At 47.6% G+C, this 18,811-nt stretch carries 18 protein-coding genes; 1 reads left to right on the plus strand and 17 read right to left on the minus strand.

Annotated elements, in window-relative coordinates:
* Window positions 1–60 precede the first annotated feature (60 nt).
* The 15 genes from BN3279_RS21585 to BN3279_RS21655 all read right to left on the minus strand — a co-directional run bounded on the left by BN3279_RS21585 (window position 61) and on the right by BN3279_RS21655 (window position 16,104).
* Entirely contained in the window at window positions 61–720 is a 660-nt protein-coding gene (locus BN3279_RS21585) for a GntR family transcriptional regulator (protein ID WP_059053866.1), read from the minus strand.
* On the minus strand, window positions 713–1,420 hold the full coding sequence (locus tag BN3279_RS21590; protein ID WP_059053868.1) for a hypothetical protein: 708 nt from the start codon (window positions 1,418–1,420) through the stop codon (window positions 713–715). The genes BN3279_RS21585 and BN3279_RS21590 overlap by 8 nt, the downstream gene beginning before the upstream one ends.
* Before the next feature lie 24 nt (window positions 1,421–1,444).
* The gene (locus BN3279_RS21595; protein WP_059053869.1) at window positions 1,445–3,577 is read right to left on the minus strand and encodes a hydantoinase/oxoprolinase family protein; all 2,133 of its coding nucleotides are present in this window, start codon (window positions 3,575–3,577) and stop codon (window positions 1,445–1,447) included.
* 64 nt (window positions 3,578–3,641) lie between these two features.
* On the minus strand, window positions 3,642–4,994 hold the full coding sequence (locus BN3279_RS21600; RefSeq protein WP_059053870.1) for a hypothetical protein: 1,353 nt from the start codon (window positions 4,992–4,994) through the stop codon (window positions 3,642–3,644).
* Window positions 4,995–5,183: 189 nt separating this feature from the next.
* Complete coding sequence (locus BN3279_RS21605) at window positions 5,184–6,602, minus strand: beta/gamma crystallin-related protein (protein ID WP_082673166.1); 1,419 nt, start codon at window positions 6,600–6,602, stop codon at window positions 5,184–5,186.
* Between the two features lie 160 nt (window positions 6,603–6,762).
* Window positions 6,763–8,058, minus strand: coding sequence for an MFS transporter (locus BN3279_RS21610; RefSeq protein WP_082673167.1), 1,296 nt, complete (start codon window positions 8,056–8,058; stop codon window positions 6,763–6,765).
* A complete protein-coding gene (locus BN3279_RS21615) occupies window positions 8,009–9,328 on the minus strand; it encodes an amidohydrolase family protein (RefSeq protein ID WP_082673168.1) in 1,320 nt (439 codons plus the stop codon). Before BN3279_RS21615 ends, BN3279_RS21610 begins: the two co-directional genes overlap by 50 nt.
* 22 nt (window positions 9,329–9,350) lie before the next feature.
* Window positions 9,351–10,388 carry an ABC transporter substrate-binding protein gene (locus BN3279_RS21620; protein WP_059054632.1) on the minus strand — a complete coding sequence of 346 codons (1,038 nt, stop codon included), beginning with the start codon at window positions 10,386–10,388 and terminating at the stop codon, window positions 9,351–9,353.
* Window positions 10,389–10,429: 41 nt separating this feature from the next.
* A complete protein-coding gene (locus BN3279_RS21625; protein ID WP_059053874.1) occupies window positions 10,430–11,179 on the minus strand; it encodes an ABC transporter permease in 750 nt (249 codons plus the stop codon).
* The gene (locus BN3279_RS21630; protein ID WP_059053875.1) at window positions 11,180–11,953 is read right to left on the minus strand and encodes an ABC transporter ATP-binding protein; all 774 of its coding nucleotides are present in this window, start codon (window positions 11,951–11,953) and stop codon (window positions 11,180–11,182) included. It abuts the gene before it with no gap.
* A 27-nt stretch (window positions 11,954–11,980) separates the two neighbouring features.
* On the minus strand, window positions 11,981–12,508 hold the full coding sequence (ssuE, locus tag BN3279_RS21635) for an NADPH-dependent FMN reductase (RefSeq protein WP_059053877.1): 528 nt from the start codon (window positions 12,506–12,508) through the stop codon (window positions 11,981–11,983).
* 48 nt (window positions 12,509–12,556) lie between these two features.
* Window positions 12,557–12,961, minus strand: coding sequence for a RidA family protein (locus tag BN3279_RS21640; protein ID WP_198343588.1), 405 nt, complete (start codon window positions 12,959–12,961; stop codon window positions 12,557–12,559).
* Window positions 12,962–12,998: 37 nt separating this feature from the next.
* Window positions 12,999–14,120, minus strand: a complete 1,122-nt coding sequence (locus BN3279_RS21645; protein ID WP_059053879.1) for an LLM class flavin-dependent oxidoreductase — start codon at window positions 14,118–14,120, stop codon at window positions 12,999–13,001.
* Between the two features lie 6 nt (window positions 14,121–14,126).
* Complete coding sequence (tenA, locus tag BN3279_RS21650; protein WP_059053881.1) at window positions 14,127–14,822, minus strand: thiaminase II; 696 nt, start codon at window positions 14,820–14,822, stop codon at window positions 14,127–14,129.
* A 1-nt stretch (window position 14,823) separates the two neighbouring features.
* Complete coding sequence (locus BN3279_RS21655; protein ID WP_059053883.1) at window positions 14,824–16,104, minus strand: acetylornithine deacetylase; 1,281 nt, start codon at window positions 16,102–16,104, stop codon at window positions 14,824–14,826.
* Window positions 16,105–16,406: 302 nt separating this feature from the next.
* Between BN3279_RS21655 and BN3279_RS21660 the strand changes: the two genes are divergently transcribed.
* Window positions 16,407–16,787: a Na-translocating system protein MpsC family protein gene (locus BN3279_RS21660; RefSeq protein WP_059053885.1), complete on the plus strand. Its 381-nt coding sequence runs from the start codon at window positions 16,407–16,409 to the stop codon at window positions 16,785–16,787.
* A 68-nt stretch (window positions 16,788–16,855) separates the two neighbouring features.
* Here the strand turns inward: BN3279_RS21660 and BN3279_RS21665 are convergent, their stop codons facing one another.
* Both BN3279_RS21665 and BN3279_RS21670 read right to left on the minus strand, forming a co-directional pair.
* Window positions 16,856–17,344, minus strand: coding sequence for a tetratricopeptide repeat protein (locus tag BN3279_RS21665; protein WP_059053887.1), 489 nt, complete (start codon window positions 17,342–17,344; stop codon window positions 16,856–16,858).
* Between the two features lie 492 nt (window positions 17,345–17,836).
* Entirely contained in the window at window positions 17,837–18,670 is an 834-nt protein-coding gene (locus BN3279_RS21670) for an aldo/keto reductase (protein WP_059053889.1), read from the minus strand.
* Window positions 18,671–18,811: the final 141 nt, after the last annotated feature.

Here is an 18,811-nt window from a genome sequence, read left to right on the forward strand (position 1 = left end):
AGCCGCAGTCATCCCTTAACGGGGTGTCCGCGGCTTTACTCGTCTTAGCCATCAAAATTGTCAAAAGAATTGCGGGTACTGCTTGGACATACTGTTCACTTGCTCCAGCAGACTGCCTGAATGCTCCTTCACAACTTGGCGCAGGGCCTCCGCATCGCGGCGGCGAATGGCAGCCACCATATCCTCATGTTGAGAAATATGCGATTGCCGCGCACCTTCCATTTTGCCATATAGTAGGCAAATCCGGTTGTAATGGGATGCCACCTCTTCAATGGTGTACCAGGCAAGCGTTACCCCTGCTGTCTCGAAGATCAACTGGTGGAAGCGATTGTCCTTATGGTAAAACTCGATAAAATGCTTCTTGTCCATATACTTCTTCTGCTTGTTAATCAGTTCCTGCATCGTATCCGCAACCAGTTCGCTGCATTTGCGAATAAAATCATCCACCACGGCGGACTCCAGCGAAGTTCGGATGAACCATTCTTCACGGACGCGCCCCAAGTCAATCTTGGACACTACCGTTTTGCGTTGCGGGTAGATTTCCACCAACCCGGACTGCTGCAAGCGAACAACCGCTTCACGGACCGGGGTCCGACTGACCCCATAACGTTCGGATAGCTTCTGGACACTCACGTCCATCCCTGGCTCAAGCACCATGTTCATGATGTCTTCTTTGATTTTATTGTAAGTTACATCGTTTAATGAGCTACTGTTATTCATGATCTTCAACGGCTTCCCTACACCTTCCTGAACCCACTCCTAGAACGTCACGATATATACTCTCCGCGCCGGAAGAATCGTAACTGACATACAACAGAAAATCCAGAATAAATGGGGAATAGTCTAGTCTATTCAGTTCCCGGGTAAACGCCATGGCGGCAATTTCGCTGAGCGCGCGCACTCTTGAGTAGTTCTTCACACCAAGAAAATGCCATAATTCGATTTTTCTCGTTCGGGTATATATTTCCGACTCAAACCGTTCTTCTACAGCATGAAAAATTTCATGCCCCAAGATAGTATTCATTATATCATCTTGCCGGAATAGTTCAACCAAACCCGGGGCCTCCTGTGACACCAATAACGCCGCTTTGCTTATAGGTTCATCCATAATGACGATGTGATCTGGTGGCGTATAGCAAGCGAACAAAATCCGCTTACCTGTGATGGAAGTTGGCTCAAATTGGACCGTAAGCTCCATTCTCTCAGCAAGCAGGCGCGCATCTCTACAACCATATTCGGTAATCATGCGCTGAGCATAATCTTTACCACAGTGTATGGCTTCGTCCGTCATCTCCGTCATTTGCTCCGGACGTATTCGGCGCTTTAGCACATCTCTGGAAAAGGCATACGCTCCCCAGGTTTGGTCGTCCATCGGCAACAACGTTCCGATCATATCCTCCAACTCGTTAGGATTTCGCATAATCCCTCCGTTTCTTAGACGATCCTAGCTTTGCTTCATATTGGCAGCAACCACGATAATTTCCGTATCTGGTTCGAAGGTAGACACCTCAATGTCCATCAGCAGCTCCAATTGTTCAAATTCAGATGCCGTAAAGTCCATCACCCGCGCCCCGATGCACAAATAATAGTCAGGCCGGGCGATAAGCTCTGTTTTGTATACAGCCATATCCTCCCACAGCTTCTTGAGGGCTTGCACATAGTTAGCGGCTGTCGTCTTGATCGCCATCGCACGACCACGCTGAATTTTAATAAATCCCTTATTGTCCACGATGCGGATAGCTCCGGCGTCTCCTGGCTTAGCGGTCTTCTCACCAAAGATATGAAAGTATCTCGTCTTTTGCAGGAGCTGCGTTCGTTCCACCGGAATTCGCATATCGCTTGCGGAGATTTCCTGTAGTTCCTCTTCACTGCATTCTTTCAGCAATTCATTGGTTTTCACTTCTGTAGAACCTGTAGCAATGGCTGTGACCTTCGAGGTTTGCGGGTCGATGTCGATATGGATTTCAACGCTTTCCGGTGTGGCCCCACTTTGGATGGCCTTATTCATCGCTTCCATCTTAATAGCACTAATTTGTTCCTTGGAAGGCGATGGGATGATCCGCTCCACCACGTCTCGAACCATAGCCAGGGCAACACCAATGGAGGAAATGACCTCTGCATTCTCAGGGATGCTGTATTTCAGCCCCATTTTCTCGGCAAAATAGACAATCAACGAAGCTGCTCCCCCGCCGACACCTACGAGAGAAATCTGATCTTTCTCCAGCTTGTATTTGTCCGCCAGCGCCAATATGACGGGTTCAATCTTGGCATATGCCTTCTCCATGATTTGCCGGGCAATATCCTCGACGGTCGAGCCGCAGTAATCCGCTAACGCCTGCATCGCTTTTCTGGCCGCTTCCACGTTACCATGGGAGAAGTGATCTTCCTTGACCAACCCAAGCACATTGGCCGCGCAGGAGTTGGTAATGGTCACCCGCTCCCCACTCTCCAGCCGAATCGCCACATAATCTGCCGGATCACCAGGCTTGGGCGAGAAAAATTCAACCTTAGGTCCTTGGATTTTGGCTGGATCGGTGAACACGGCATAATCAAGCCCGGCAATATGCGCAGACCTAGGGCCTACATCGATGACCCCGTTCTTGTCTGCCCGCACGATGGACCCTCCGGCTACCCCAAGCACCCGGACATCCAGTGAATTGACATAGGTGGGATGACCACCAACAATGGAATAGTCGATGGCCGGGCGACCATTCTTAATGACTCCGATATTGGTTGTAGTTCCACCAACCTCAAAATACACCCCGTTGGAGGCTCTTAAATACATCAAAGAGCCCATAACCGAAGCGGCTGGACCGGACAGCATCGTGAGAATGGGACGCTTCTTCATCTCGCTTATCTCCATGACTCCCCCATCGCCGCGCATAATCATGAGCGGGACATGAACGCCAGCCTCATTAACCGACTGCTCCGTGGAATTGGCGGTATCCAGCATCTTGGGAAGAATACTGGCGTTAATCGCCGCCGTTCTTGTGCGACGGGTCAATCCATACAGCTTGGTAATATCTGATGCCATGGTGGTGGGAAGACCTTTATTCTCCGCTTTCTCATAGACGAGTTGCTCCGGTCTGCCATTATCAACGCCGAAGGCCATGGACGGAACTATGACCTGTGCCCCCAGCCCCTCCAGATCTTCGATTACTTGCACCACGGTCTCTTCCGTCATTTTTTTGACATTAACAAAATGATTATAAATCTTGATCGCCTTGCTATTCCCCAAATCAATGTCTGGCAGCTTCGTTTGCCGTTTAGCCAGGAAGCCTTCGAATCCACCCTTGCCCATGCCGATAATGCCAACCTGGGCGATATCTCCCTCAATGAGCGCGTTGGTCGCCTGCGTCGTACTATGGGCCACAAACACAACGTCCTCCGGCTGAATCTGATTTTCCGTCAAGCAGTTCTGAAAACAACGCACCACGCCGGCAGCCACGCCTCGCGGGTCATCATGCGTCGTTTTGACCGATGATTTCCCGATGATATCATGGGTTTCATTGTCGATGGCTACCGCCTTGGTATGGGTTCCCCCTACGTCAATGCCCATGCGAATAATTCTACTCATGTTTGTCCTCCAATCCTTATATAGCCGGCTGCCGCCCTTAAGTTACGGCAACCGGCTTGCTCTATTAAACCAAGCTACCGTACATCACGAATACGACGGCACAGAGAATAATCCCGATGATCCAGCCGGAAGGAATGGACATTTTCATGAAGTCTCTAGCTGGAACCTTGGTATAACCAAATCCCCAGGCAACCCAGGATTGGGTAACGTCCAAATGCTGTGGCGCCACCGTAGTAACGGCGAACAACGGGTACAGAAATTGCACAGGCCATGCCGCCGTGGAGACGACTACAGCCAGAATAGCTGTCCCCGATCCCACCAAGTTCATCGGGCCGCGGAAGAAGCCAAGCGGTGTCAAAATGGCAAACACAATACATAATAACAAGGCTGTCTGCGGCATCACACCACCGAACAAAATTTTAAAGTAAGGCGAGGCATATGTAGCGGCATTGTTGAACATCGCAAGGGTCAGCAAGAACCCGATCATTGGCGCCACGTCAATCGCTCCATCTGCAAACTGCTTGGATAACATCCGGCAAACACTGGCAAATCCGCCTTTGAGCTTGCCGCAAGTCAACAAGGCGAACAAACCGGCAAAGATAAATCCGAAAATAATCGGAATTTTGAACACTACGACACCGATGACCGGCAGAATAATGGAGATCCAGGAAATCGCAGGCGCATCTTTGGAATGTTCTTCTTCAGGCGTAGTGGCCGCCCAAGCACGGGAGATTTTTTTATTGTTCATAGACAGGTTAGCTACAATAAGCACAATGACCAACGAGACAGCCATCGCAATCATACCGAAGCCAAAATAAGCGTTATAATCATAGCTGGCGTAGCTTTCATTAGCGGTAGCAAAGAGGGCTTGATACTGTTTGAAATTCACGATATTCCCGAAGATCCCGGCCATAATGGAGCCCATGAAGGAGAATAAAGCCACTGAGGAAGGAATGCCAAGCGACAACATGATGGGCAGCACGATAACTGCAATGGAGATAACGGGGCCAATCCCGGTCATGGAGGTGAAAATAACAGCCGTGACAATACAGAGCAGCGACATCGTTACGCGCGGTTTGTCTCCGCCAAGCTCTACTACTTTACGAATCAGTGTGGCAGCAATGCCGGTATCCATCAGGATTCGGCCAAAAAACGCCCCAAAGAAAACGTTTACAAGAATGGCCTTGCCATAGTTTTCCGGCCCCGTCTGGAATACGTTGGTCAGTACGGAGACAAAGGTCTGCCCCTCCATCATGGAAGTAGGTGCAATCGCATTGCCAATCAAAGCGATAGCTGTCCACAGCACCGACATGATGAAAAAGCCCACCATGAGGTTATACCCCTTCACGCAATACCATACGAGTCCAAAAAATGATAATACCATCAAGAAACCGATTACATAATTCGTTACATCCACAAAATGCCCTCCTTAAAATAGGAATTAAAAAGCATGGACTAACATACTAACATGCTATTCTTATTACTGACATGTTAGTTATTCGGTCAAATATTACCATGCCATCTAGATAACGTCAATATGTTTCCGCACACAAATTAAAAAGGGAAACCATGAAATATTCATAGTTTCCCCTAATCAGATATGGAATTAAGAGACCCGTTCTACTTTTATAGAGGAAGTCTTGTCATTAAAATCATCACCGAGATAGGAGCTATCCCCCAGCAACACCTTGGTTGCTCCCTGGAATTCGCCATGCTCATAAAGGGTAACCTTATAGCCGCTTGGCACCTTCAGTGAAGAGATGGAGTCGTTGGGGATTCCCTTTGCAACTAGATCACTTACGTTATAACTGCCAACATCCAGGCTTACAGCAGCCCCCTTGTAATTCGCATCGATATAAACGACAGGTATTTTTTCCACTTTGAGGGATGATGTCTTATCATTAAAATCACCAAGGGATGCGGTGTCTGCTGTAATGACTCTCTCAGCGCCACCAAAATTCAAATGTTCATAGAGAGTAACTTTAATGCCAGGAGTCACCTTTAATGAAGAGAGTGAATCATTTGCAATACCGGCTGCTACCATTTCATTGTAGTTGTAGGAGCCTGCTCCAAGCGCTACGGCATACCCTCCATAATTGGCGTTCCCGTAGAAGATAGCCCCCTCGGAAATGGTCTCCCCGTAGGTGACTTGAGGGAATTCCTGACGTGCCGCTTGATATTGACTTTCGAATTGACTCGGCCAGCCAAAGGCAGCTATGGCGAGCGACTTTAAATCAGCCTTGGCTGCGCCACTCATAAAGTGAACGTACTCGCCCATGTTCATATTTCTCGTATAATGACCCGATGAATTTTTTGGATAGTATTGAGCCAGCAACTGAAAATATCTATTCAGCACTTGCTTTTCCCCATAGCTGCTATAAATCGGATAATACCAGTTCTTGAACCAGTAGGTTCCTGTTTGCGGGAAATTTTCCGCCTTGCTGGTGAAGCTGTTGTAAATTCGCTGGGCTTCACTGTTTAAACCTAATGCTTTATAAACATCATATTGATAGATTTCTGCCCATTTGCTGTCTCCCCACAATCCAAAGGCAGGAGAACCCTTGGTATCATTAGTTGCAGATTCTACGATATGGGCCACTTCATGAACCAGGATATCCAGATTCCAGCCGGTTGGACTAATAAAATTGGAGCCACCGATATCAATAACATTGCGGTAGTCATGGTCGGCGTTGTAAGCGTAGCCTGGATGGCCGCCACTATACTTTGTATTATGGACAATGACGTAAAGTCTACCATCCCCGCCCATAGAGCCATAAGTTTGCTTGGTGTATCTCCATACATCAGCCGCCGTAGAGTAGATCCAGCCGATTTGATTCGGGTCGATCTCATCATCTACATAAACTGCCACCTCATCATTATAGTGCACCAACTTGAGCAACTCCCTATGCTCGAACCAGTGCTCTTGCCAGGTTGCGGGTGGGGCGCTCGCGGCACTTGCCGGAGCTTGGGGAAGGGAACATAAAACGATGACCAACACCATAAAGAAAACCAATGATTTCTTCACAATACATTCCTCCTCGTTTGTTCTTTTCCTTGAATTTAAATATTTTGTAATATTATTACATTACATGACATAGATTAATGAATTTTGGTAGATAATGCAACCTAAAAATATACATCAAATAAAAAAACATCTGCCTATGGAATAGGCAGATATGAGTCTACTATATTTGGACCTTCTTTGGCACAATTCCAAGAAACAACAGATAGCCGATCAACACAACCAACCCACTTGCTATGAATAACGTACCATAATTTACGGTAACAGACAGTAAACCAAGAGCAACAGAACCTACACCGATGCCTGTGTCAAAGGCGGTAAAGAACAACGCATTGGCCATACCATTCTTGCCTTTACCTGTGAGATGCAGCACTAATGTTTGTAAAGCAGGCTGAGCCATACCAAAACCTAAACCATAGAACGCCGCTGACAGCCCAACCACTATCGCTCCGCCGATTAGGCCTAGCAGAAATAAAGACAGAATAACCACTGCTAACGAGGAGGCTATAACAAAACGTTCCCCGCAGCGGTTAATCAACAGTCCCGCCAACGGCCTGGCCAACGAGAGCGTAGCCGCATAAATCATGAAGAACTGGCTAGCTGACGCCCCATATTCAGCCAGATATAGCGGCATATAGGTTGTAACTCCTCCGAAGGAGAAGGCTAAGAGTGTGACAGCCAGTAACGTCAGCTTCAAACTGCGGCTCCAAACAAGTGAAACACTGGATTCCCTCCAGTTAGGCTGCCCAGATGGCAGCGTCCGGACAGTGAGCAGCGGCAGCAGACTAAGCATAGCGGCAATCAGGAATAATGCACTCACTGAATGCCATTTCACCATCCATGCTCCCAGGAGCGGCCCCGTTGCCATCGCAATGGTCATGGATAAACCATACCACGCCATCCCTTCCCCCTTACGATCCTCAGGGATGCAATCTGTAATCGCCGTGCCAAGCGCCGTACTGGCTAATCCCCAACTCGCTCCGTGGGCCACGCGCAGTATAACCAGCCAAATCAAACTAGTTGTCCAGCTATAGCTAATCATAAAAAAGGCAAAAAAAATAATGCCGAGCACCATATACTTTCTACGACCATTCGTATCAAGCAAATGACCGATGTATGGTCGACATATTACAGCTGATAATGTGTACATTCCGACGATAGCCCCAATTTGCCAGCTTGTGGCTCCCATTTGCTCAATATGCAATGGAAGAACGGGCAACAGGGAATAGAATCCTGTGTACAAAAGAAGCATACTTGCCGTCAGCATCATAAACGATTTTGTCCACAGACGCTCCATACATTCACTCCCCTCGGCTTGCCGCCTGAACACGGCCCGGATGGCCGGCGGAGAGACAGGTCGCCTCCCACGCTCTTCACGCCGGCTTGGGCGCCTTGACACAATCAATTCATTAGCGACGTACCACAACCATTTTATCCTTGATTCTTCTAAAAGCTGCATTTGCCTCGCGAACAATCTGGGCTTCGTCCACCTTGGTTAATACCCGCCCTTTCATAACAATTTCGCCATTAATGATTGACGTATCCACTACGCTGCCATTGGCCGCAAACACAAGATGACTAGACATATGCACCGCGTTATCTCGCAGTAAGGGAGTGAAGATCGTGTTGTTTGTATCTATCAGGATTATGTCTGCCAGACAACCCGTCGTAAGCTGCCCTGTCTGATGGCCAAGCGCCTTGGCCCCGTTGCGAGTGGCCATTCTCAGCACATCATCTGCCGGAAGCAGGCTGGCATCGACGCGACTCGCGCGTTGTAACAGCGAGGCATACTTCATCACCTCAAACATATCCGCACTGTTGTTGCACTCTACGGCATCATGGCCCAGTCCCACGTTAATTCCGGCAGCGAGCATCTCAGGCACGCGGGCAATTCCATTCCCAAGTTTGGCATTGGAATTCGGATTGTGTGAGATATGAGTTCCCGTCTCCGCCATCATAGAAATTTCCGTATCATCCAGCCATACGCAATGGGCAGCAACCGTGTCTGGGCCGAGCAGACCGGTGTCATAGGCAAGCTCTGTTGGCCGCCGGCCAAATTGCTCCAGGCAATAGTCCACTTCCGTTTGCGATTCGTTCAAGTGAACATGAATACCTGTGCCCAGTGTGTTAGCTAGTGCTCTCGCTTCGCGTAGCAGCTCCGGTGAAGCCAAGGGCAGCCACTCAATTCCGACGCGTACCTGTATCAGACCATTTCCACGTCCATGATTGTTTAGATATGCCTGGTGATTAATATCCAGCGTATCCAAGTTATGCTGGTCGAGTGCGACATCGTTGCACAACACAGCACGAATACCAATATCCAGTGCGGCATCAGCCAACGAGTCCACCTGACGATACATGTCATTAACCGTGGTACAGCCGGATTTGATGGACTCGGTATAGCTGGCCAGTGCAGACCAGTAGGCTGCTTCCGGATCAATCGCACGCACTAGCGGATACCAGCATTCATCGAGATACTCCCATAAAGGAAGATGATCCAGATACCCTTTGCCAATGGCTGTGTGATAATGAAGGTCTATCAGTCCGGGCATGACAATTTTGTCCGTGGCATCAATAATCTCGTCAGTCTCCAGAGCCTCAATTCCCTCAATGGAAGGGAGAACCGCAGTAATTCGGTTTCCCTCCACGATGACAACCCCTGACTCATAGTAGGTTCCGGCATCGTCCAACGTCAGAATCATGCCATTTTGAATAATTATTCTGCTCATATTGGTCCTCTCCTCCGCTTGATTAGTCTACTAAATTTCGGAATATACTGTTGGTGTCCACGGGATTCTCAATCAATCCAGCTTCTTGCATCCAGTCAATCGATGATTGCCACTCTTCGGCGGACTGATAACCGAACTCTTGACCTGTCTCCATTAAATCCAGCAGGATAGACAGACTCTCCTCTTCAACCTCCTGAACCAGCGGAAAATTAGCTTTATCTTGCATATCTAACAGTAGCGCCAAAGCCTCTTGGGGGTTAGACTTCATGAATTGGTAACCTTTAGAAGCTCCCCGCCAGAACGCCCGTATTTTATCCTCATCTGCAGCCCAGGTGTCCTCATTGGTGACTATGACCAGCTCATAATAATTGGGAACCCCGTAATCCGTAGGATTCATGTTGGATGTCTCATAGCCCTCGTGCGACAAGGCTGGAACCTCATGATTAATATAGGCCCCCACTATAGCATCCACATTGCCACTAACCAGAGATGAGCCGAGTGTAAAGCCTACATCTATCAGATCAACCTTGGAGGGATCGCCCCCGTCATGGCGTACCATCGATGTAATAATGCTTTCGTTAAGTGGAATACCGGGGTATCCAACCTTCTTCCCCTCCAGGTCTTTGGGAGATGAAATCCCCGCATCCGGCATAAATAACACCCGGTTTAGTGGTGTACGAACAATAGAAGCGATCGACACCACCGGTACATTCTGTGTTGCACGAGCCATAATAACATCCGGCTGGTACGTAATACCAAGCGTAATTGCTCCCGAAGCTGCCAGATTAATAGGGTCAGTTGCGTTAGCCGGAGTCTGTATGTTGACCTTTACCCCCTCCTCTTCAAAATAACCCTTCTCCTGGGCCACATACAGATAGCTATGCACTGCATTGGGATACCAATCTAGCATCAGCTCCACAGTGCCATATTGTGGATTACTTTCTCCGGTTGAAGTGGCTGGTCCCTCTGACGGTGACGATGCAGCCCCTCCGTTGCTTCCACACGCGGTTAAGGCAATTGCCAATACCAGACATACACTTGATAGCCATGTTCTCTTCATCTTGTCAACCTCCCATTTGGAATAAGCAATAAGTAATTGTATTAATTGTTCCTCCATCGCAGTGCCCGTCTCTCCAGAACACTGACAATCAGGAACAAGACAATGCCAAGCAGAGACAAAATAATAATTGGCGCAAACACACCTGCCCCATCAAACTGTGTCATCATACGACGACTGAAATAACCAAGACCCGCCTGGGCTCCCAGCCATTCGCCAATCGCCGCGCCAATAACACTAAGGGTTACTCCAACTTTAATTCCGGAGTAGAAGTACGGTAGTGCGGAGGGGACACTAAGCTTGAAGAAAATATGCTTGCGGCTCGCCCCCATCGTTTGCAGCAGCTCCTTGTATTCATTGCTGACGGATTTGAGTCCATCAAAGGTACTAACCGTAATCGGGAAGAATGTGAACAACAAGGTCACCGCTACTTTACTCCAGATGCTATAACCGAACCATAGAACAAAGATCGGAGCGATAGCGATAATTGGAATGGTTTGAGAAGCAACCAGAATGGGGTAAAATGCTCTTTCCACCGCCCTGCTATAGTTCATCCAGACGGCAAGTCCGATACCGAGTGCCACGGAAAGACCCAGTCCAATGACTACAATTTGCAATGTAGATAGTAAATGTGTCCCCAGCAATGTCGCACGCAGCTCCCAAATCTTACTCATCACCTGGGTGAATGAAGGCAACATAAAAGAAACGTTGATGATACGGGCAACCGCCTCCCAAATGAGAAGAAACGCGGCAAACACCAGAAAAGGGGTCGCAATATCTCTATATCGTTTCATTTAAACCACCTTCTTCCTGAGTCGATCAATCAAGTATTGTTTCAGTTCCGCTGTCTCCGGCCGGCTTAGATCCTTAATTGTACGGGGACGCGCCATAGGCACCTGAACCTCCTCAAGTTGCGATATCGGCGCCTCACGAAAAATAAAAATCCGGTCCGACAGGAACAGCGCCTCATCAACATCATGCGTAATGAACAGGATGGTCTTGCTTCGCATTTCCCATTGTTCCAGCAGCCACTCCTGCATCGACAGACGCGTAATCGCATCTAGCGCACTGAACGGCTCGTCCAGCAGCAACACGTTAGAGCCGCTTAGCACAGAGCGCAGGAAGGACACTCTCTGGCGCATGCCACCTGAGAGATTTCCAGGGAACTTGCTTTCTGTTCCCTTAAGCCCGAACTCCTCCAACATAGGTAGCACCTGGCGGTGTGCCTCCTGACGAGACACCCCCTTAAACTCCAGGGGCAAAGCTGCATTGTCTAATATGGTGCGCCAGGGAAGCAGCAAGTCCTTCTGCGGCATATAACCTACCTTGCCATGTCGATCCGGTACATGAACGCCATTAATATCAATAGAGCCTGACACCGGCTGTTCCAACCCTGTAATCAGGCGGAACATCGTACTTTTTCCCGATCCACTTGGTCCGATAATTGTAATGAATTCTCTATCCTTGATATCAAAGCTTACTTCGTTGAGAATTGGGCTAATGCCCTTTCCACCCTCCAGGTTGTAATGGAAGCTGACGGATCGAAAGCTTAATGCATGGGTTCCCATACTCTCCCCCTCCTCTGTAGTCATTCTCTATAAGGCGGCCAGAGCTAATTGTCCCACCGCTGCTCGTACACGTTCCTCCAACTCAGGTGTCAAGGTATATCCCCCGTCCTCTCGGCGTTCAATCCACTGATCAAGCGCGAATACACCTTGTAGCGTGTGCGAGTTCGCAAGGGCCGCCACAACAGGACGAATAGCATAGTCAAGCACGAGCATATGTGCAAGCGTGCCGCCAACAGCAACAGGAAGCACTACTTTGCCCTCTAATCCTTTTTGTGGAATCATATCCAGGAATACCTTTACAAATCCGGAGAAAGAGGCTTTGTAAATGGGAGTAGCCACCACGACGACATCCGCTTGCTCAACGCGTCTTACCGCATCCTGAATCTCAGGGTTTGCAAAGTCCGCATACAGGAGCTTATCTGCAGGCAAATCCTGAGGATACAGCACCTCCGTCTCAAATCCGGCAGTTTTTAATTCTTCCCCCAGCGTGTCTGTTATGCCCTTCACACGGGATTGCTTGACCGGAGCTCCGTAAATAATAATCGCTTTTTTCATTGTCAGCTCTCTTCCTCCCAATTATTTTTCTTTAATATGTCTCAAGGCTCAAGACAATACGGCCGTAACTTCAATCTCTAACAAACATCTGGGATCGATTAACCCCATAACCTGGACACCCGTACTGGCTGGCCTGTATGTGCCGAAGTACCTGCCTCTAACCTTCCAATAAGCCTGTACCCTCTCCGGCGTCATCTCCACAGTATAGTAGGTGACCATCTTCACGATATTCGGCATCCCGGCCCCTGCTCGACCCAACACCGATTGTATGTTGGCAAAGATTTGCTCTGCCTGCATGCTCAAATCTCCTTCACCAACGAAGCTCCCGTCAGGTGCAAGTGCTATTTGCCCTGATAAATACAGTGTCTTGCCTACCTGTACAATTGAAGCCGGTGGCATATCCTTCTCCCATTCCCATTGATGAGGGAACTCTCTGATATTCGCTTCGCTCACCGTATTCCCCCCTCGTTACATTTATACATTCTCCAAGTCAGCTTACCGGTGAATCTTGTCCGTTCGCCGAGCCAGCATATGTTGTTACTCCATATTGCTCAAGTAGGGGCAATACAGTCTGCCCTACAGTCTTCAGATCATCAATGAAATCCGGAACGATGATTGTAACGGCATCAATATTACCTCCCTTAACCATAGTTGCGACACGACGGGCCAGCGTATCCGGAGATCCCGCCATCGTGCCAGGAAGTACAGCACTTAGCGTCTCATTCTGCTTCAGGAAATTCTGCGCTGCCTGATTAAGAGTGACACTCTTGTCCGCAGAATACTCCACCGCCTGCACAGCCAGCGCTTCGCGATCCACCCCGCTATTGTAATAAGCCAGGCGCTGCTCTGCCTCCTGATCCGTCGCTCCTGGAATCAGCGTAATAAGTGCGTTGGTCTTAAAATCCGGCTTCCCCGCCTCACGGGCAATCTCCTTGGCACGTAATGCACGCTTCAAGCTTGCTTCATCATCACTGCCCCAGAAAAACGCCACATCACAATGATCTACTGTAAACTGGAAGCCTCGATCTGACTGTCCCGCACAAATGATGGTAGGCTGACGAACGGGCTTCGGATAACTCATGCAATCAGTTAATTCGAAATAAGTTCCTTTGTGATCTACCCGTTCCTCCGTCCATAGTCGACGCAATACATGAATCCACTCTTCACCAAGGTCATAACGCTGTCCATGATCAAGATCCTGCCAGACCCCCATCTGCCCCAAATCATATGGATTAGAGCCAGATACCACGTTAAGTCCAAAGCGTCCACCGGAGATTTGATCAATTGTTGCCGACATCTTTGCAATGACTGCTGGGGGGAAAATCATCATATGCACGGTACCCCATACTTTTATTCGGGTGGTTGCTTCAGCAATACCAGACATGGTCGTGAGTGATTCCAGCGTTTCATTCCAATGCTGGGTCTGCCCACCGTAACCTCGCCATTTAGCCATACTAAGCACAAAATCAAAACCTAATTCCTCCGCCAGAAGGGAGACCTGCTTGTTGTAGGAATACGTGGCAGGCAGCTCTGGAGAAGTCGTTGAAGTAATCCATCCTCCGTTGCCCACGGGTATGAACACGCCAAGTTCTAATGAATGCCCCTTATTCATCTTTGCTCATCCTCTCTTCACTGTTTCATCATCAACTGACGGCCAGGACTGCTCATGGTATGCCATATCCCAGAACAGATACTCGAACCGGGTTGTATTGAGGAATATATTCTCCAGGTGCTCAAGCTCATGCTCGCGCATGCCCTCGGTCAACTCGTTCATCAGATCCATGCACCAAATCGTTAACTCTCCAAATTCTTCCGAGCTGTACATGGATATCCACTCTCCATAGAGCTCATGCTGAGCAGCCCCCGGGATTGCATTAAGCTCCTTGCCAATCTCCCAGTAGCTCCACATGCACGGTAATAGCGCCGCTACAAGATCGGCCAGCGTACCGTTCGCTGAAACGTGCAGCATATAGTGAGAGTAAGCCAGTGTGGTAGGTGCATGCTCTGCCTCTTCCAGATCTTCAGTTGTAATTCCAAACTTCTCACAGTACTCCCGATGCAACCCCATCTCTGTATTCAGGGTAGATTCGAGTAACGTCGCGAACTTGCTCATCGTAGGAACATCCTTGGCCTTGACCGCACCCAGAGCAAATAATTTGGCGTACTCAATAAGATACAGATAGTCCTGAATCATAAAAAAACGAAATTTGGCAGCATCCAGCGTACCATCGCCCATGCCCGTAACAAAAGGATGGTTGTGATTTTGCTTCCAGACGGGCTCTAATTTGCTCATCAAACGCTGTGTGAATTTCATATCAAGCACTCTCCTTCTGGGCGGATGTCCAATCATGGATCATCGCTAAAATGACCTTCGTATATGTGACAAGTTGGTCTATGGACAGCCGTTCATTAACTGCATGAGCGTGTTTCAACTCGCCCGGTCCATAGATTACAGCGGGGATGCCTGCATGCCCGAACCAGCCTCCATCAGTGACGGTCTGTGATACGTCCAGGATGGCATCTTCACCACTAATTTCACCGTGCAGCTCGGCCAGTCGTTGTACTCCTGGATGCTTCGAGTCCAGTTCAAGCGCAGGGAAAATTTCGCCCCGCTCTTCAATCATAGAAGTGCCTCCCCACTCAAATGTTGGCAGATGATCCTTCATCCAGATATCCGCGCGGGCAACTCCCAGCACGTATTCCTCAATCTCCCGTGCAACCTGCTCATGAGTTTCATTCGGATAATAATGTACCGTAATCCACAGTTTGCATTCGTCAGCAATAAAGGCAGCATGTCGTCCACCTTCAATGACCGAAGGATTAATTGTATTCGATCCCGGCTTGCAGCCAGGGTAAGACTTGGTGACAGCATAATGTCTTTCCAGTTCTTGCAGTGCCTGCACAATTTTCATCATCTTCTCAATGGCGCTAGCACCCACCAGATTCCCCCCGGCATGAATCAAATCACGCCGATTGCCATCATGAAACGTCTGTTCACTCTTGACGGTTATCCAGCCCGTGATAACACCTCCTTGACCTTGCAAATGCAAATCGGATGTGTCAACGACAATGGCCAGATCTGCTGTGTACCCTTTATTACAGCATTGCAGCGTACCCGCTTCCCCGACCTCCTCACCCACAACGGATTGGAAGATAACATCTCCTAGGAGCGGCAACCCATGCTCATGCAATAACTTTAATGCGAACAACGCTCCCGCGATGCCGCCCTTCATATCCGCTACTCCTCGACCGATGACAAGTCCGTCTTTGACCACCATAGAGAACGGATTGTTATCCCACTGCTCTCCTTCGTTAACCTCTGCAACGTCAATATGCCCATTGATAATCAGACTCCGATATTCACCAGAATGGGTCCCCATCTTCACCCCTACTACATTGGGATCACCCGGATACACATCCCAATGCTCGGTTTCAAAGCCAATTCCCTGTAAATACTGCTCAACAAAAGCTTGCAGCCCCGCTGTATTCCGAGCCGGGGGAGCCGGTGTCTCGTAGGCAACCAATGTACCTAGCAACTCCAGTAATTCATGCTGTCGCTCGTCGATAGCTACGAGCAGTTCATCCATATCAGACATACAATCACTCCTCTCTTGATAACAAAAAAAGAACAGACCACGACCCAATGAAATAATTCTCATTTAGGTCACAGCCTGTTCTTGGATAAGAACCAACTATGGACATTGTCAGGCAAACAGGAGCTCTTCACTCTTGTTCCACGCCTTTAATTAATGTCATATTACATAACACGTTCAGCTCTGTCAAGTCTTTTCACTATATAAATCTAGTCTTATCCAGTTAATTTCCATTGTATAAGTGGAAAATCATCTGTTATCATGTGATATAAGATTACATAACAACATCTAAGAGGTGATACCGTATGCAACTTCGTTCCTTCCATACAATGGAGCTTGAACTATCCAATTTTATCTCAAAATTTTATAAAGAAAACGTAGGCAAGGGTCCGAAGAGCGTAAACATCAAGTTTGCGGATAACACCATCATTTATATTGTGGAAGGATTACTAACACTCCTTGAGAAGAATATGCTGAATTGCACCGACGGTAAAACAATCGTAGAGAAAGGCAGACACCTTATTGTTAACAATTGGCGCTTCCAACGATTAAACTCATTTGAAAAAATTATTAAGCAGAAAATAATAGATGAACATGTTGTCATTGACGTGGAGAAGGATACAGCTATAGGCATCGTCATTCTGGAATCCCGTCTGGAATTAAGTAAAGCGGTAGAGGGCCTCTAGGGCAACTTGCTTTTGAACGCTTTGTAACTTGCTTTTGTTCTTCCTTACTTAATTGGGTTTAAATAGATTCACTCTATCTTCCAAACTCGATCTAATTGATCTGCGTAAAATAATATGGCCTTCTTGTAATCCTGAATTCCTTGATCCGTGCTCGTTTCTGCCAATTGCTTCAACAGGATGCCCATTGCCTTACTGTATGCCTGCTGGTTGTACAGTACCATAGCGTAGAACACCTGAAACTCACGGCGCTCAGGGAATTCTTGGATGGCCTCTTCAAATACGGCTTGTGCCTCATCGTACATCCCTAACGTTCTGTAGGTACTCCCTAATCCCAGGACAGCGCCTTGTTTTTCCTCTCCTGTTAATCCTAGCTCTAACGCTTTCTTATAATAAGGTACGGCTTCACTTTCTAAGCCCATCACATCATGAATCCATGCACATTGATACCAGATTGCAGGATTCAGTGGATACTCATCGATTAACCTCAGCAATAACGAGCGTGCTTCTTCATGGCTTCCGGACTCTCTTAATTGTATAGCCCTATTTAATTGATCCATCCTTCTCATCCCTTATACTAATTAATGTTAGCGCGTCCGTGAAAAAAACTACAGCCCCGGCCCGACCCCAAATGACTCCCTCACCTCATATTGTATGTATCATTGGAGTTCTCTCTATTGTACGGGGAAATGAACACCAAGCCAAATACACCTAAGCTTACACCTAAATCATCGTGTGATGAGAATAGGCAGCTTAAGTGTATTTAACAGGAAATCCTCCAGCTAAAATTTTTAATACAAGGAATTACTAACCATTATAGGGAATTACTCCATATAATTCGGCTCAAATCGCTGAATATGGACCAAACGTGTGGATTTATAGGGAGCTTTTCCAGTTAAACTCTAAGATCCAGCTCATTTACGCAAATTAGCGGGAGGATTTCCTACTAATGTGCATCAGCATCAAGGGACATCGTATAGCAGACGGAGACTGCTTTACTTAACTAGTCTCGAATATGGATATAATTAGTAAGCAGTTACAATGTCTAATGTTTATCGAATCCAGCGGGTTATCCACAAATACAACTTATTGCTTGAATCAATGAACCCCTTCTGATTAAGGTCCAGGGCTGCAATTTCCCGCATCTCTTGTTCAGAGAGTGTAAAGTCAAACAAGTCGATATTTTGTTCCAGCCTTGCAGGCGTAATTGATTTAGGAATAACCGCAATATCTCGTTGAAGATTCCATCTGAGAATGACCTGGGCGGCAGTTTTGCCTTTTCTGTCTCCAATGTCTTTCAGTACAGGGTGAGTGAGCAACCGCTTGTTCCCACGACCGAAGGGGGCCCATGCGACATGTTGTATGCCATAGCTCGTCATGAAATCATGAAGTTCATCTTTTTGCAAAAAGGGATGGGTTTGGACCTGATTCACCGCTGGAATGATTGTCCCGTGGTTCATTATCTCTTTCAAATGGGATGACTCAAAATTAGAAACTCCAATGGCTCTGATCTTTCCCTCTCGATATAAATCCTCCATCGTATTCCAACTGCTTAAATAATCACCGGTAGGCCAATGAATCAAGTACAAGTCAACATAATCAGTGTTTAATTTCTTCAAACTACTTTCGAAGGTAGTCCGTGTTTTGGCTCCAAGATCCGAAGTCCAAATCTTCGTGGTAATAAACAATTCGCTCCGCTTCACACCAGATTTGTGGATGGCTTCGGCAATCAACTCTTCATTGTGATAGATCGCCGCTGTGTCCAAATGTCGGTATCCCTGTTTCAAAGCCCATACTACAGCTTCCGTGCTATCCCCTTTAACTTTGTAAACGCCCAAGCCGACTTTTGGCATAAGTACACCGTTGTTAAGTTGAAAATTCTCCATAAGCCCTCTCCTTATTACTCGAATAAAATCGGACATTTGTCCGTTTTATAATTTTGATCTTATCCGGTAAGTGTTCGCTTGTCAATTGTTGTCCTGAAGCTCTTATGTAGTTATAAAAAATAAGGGAGTTAGCCCTTTTAG

The organism is Paenibacillus senegalimassiliensis (assembly GCF_001486585.1).
Taxonomy (GTDB): Bacteria; Bacillota; Bacilli; order Paenibacillales; family Paenibacillaceae; genus Fontibacillus; species Fontibacillus senegalimassiliensis.

Coding starts and splice junctions, on each gene's coding strand:
- BN3279_RS21620 (WP_059054632.1), bottom strand. CDS start 10,388: ATGAAGAGAACATGGCTATCAAGTGTATGTCTGGTATTGGCAATTGCC.
- BN3279_RS21585 (WP_059053866.1), bottom strand. CDS start 720: ATGAATAACAGTAGCTCATTAAACGATGTAACTTACAATAAAATCAAA.
- BN3279_RS21630 (WP_059053875.1), bottom strand. CDS start 11,953: ATGGGAACCCATGCATTAAGCTTTCGATCCGTCAGCTTCCATTACAAC.
- BN3279_RS21610 (WP_082673167.1), bottom strand. CDS start 8,058: ATGCAGCTTTTAGAAGAATCAAGGATAAAATGGTTGTGGTACGTCGCT.
- BN3279_RS21625 (WP_059053874.1), bottom strand. CDS start 11,179: ATGAAACGATATAGAGATATTGCGACCCCTTTTCTGGTGTTTGCCGCG.
- tenA (WP_059053881.1), bottom strand. CDS start 14,822: ATGAAATTCACACAGCGTTTGATGAGCAAATTAGAGCCCGTCTGGAAG.
- BN3279_RS21590 (WP_059053868.1), bottom strand. CDS start 1,420: ATGCGAAATCCTAACGAGTTGGAGGATATGATCGGAACGTTGTTGCCG.
- BN3279_RS21595 (WP_059053869.1), bottom strand. CDS start 3,577: ATGAGTAGAATTATTCGCATGGGCATTGACGTAGGGGGAACCCATACC.
- BN3279_RS21645 (WP_059053879.1), bottom strand. CDS start 14,120: ATGAATAAGGGGCATTCATTAGAACTTGGCGTGTTCATACCCGTGGGC.
- BN3279_RS21660 (WP_059053885.1), top strand. CDS start 16,407: ATGCAACTTCGTTCCTTCCATACAATGGAGCTTGAACTATCCAATTTT.
- ssuE (WP_059053877.1), bottom strand. CDS start 12,508: ATGAAAAAAGCGATTATTATTTACGGAGCTCCGGTCAAGCAATCCCGT.
- BN3279_RS21655 (WP_059053883.1), bottom strand. CDS start 16,104: ATGTCTGATATGGATGAACTGCTCGTAGCTATCGACGAGCGACAGCAT.
- BN3279_RS21670 (WP_059053889.1), bottom strand. CDS start 18,670: ATGGAGAATTTTCAACTTAACAACGGTGTACTTATGCCAAAAGTCGGC.
- BN3279_RS21665 (WP_059053887.1), bottom strand. CDS start 17,344: ATGGATCAATTAAATAGGGCTATACAATTAAGAGAGTCCGGAAGCCAT.
- BN3279_RS21615 (WP_082673168.1), bottom strand. CDS start 9,328: ATGAGCAGAATAATTATTCAAAATGGCATGATTCTGACGTTGGACGAT.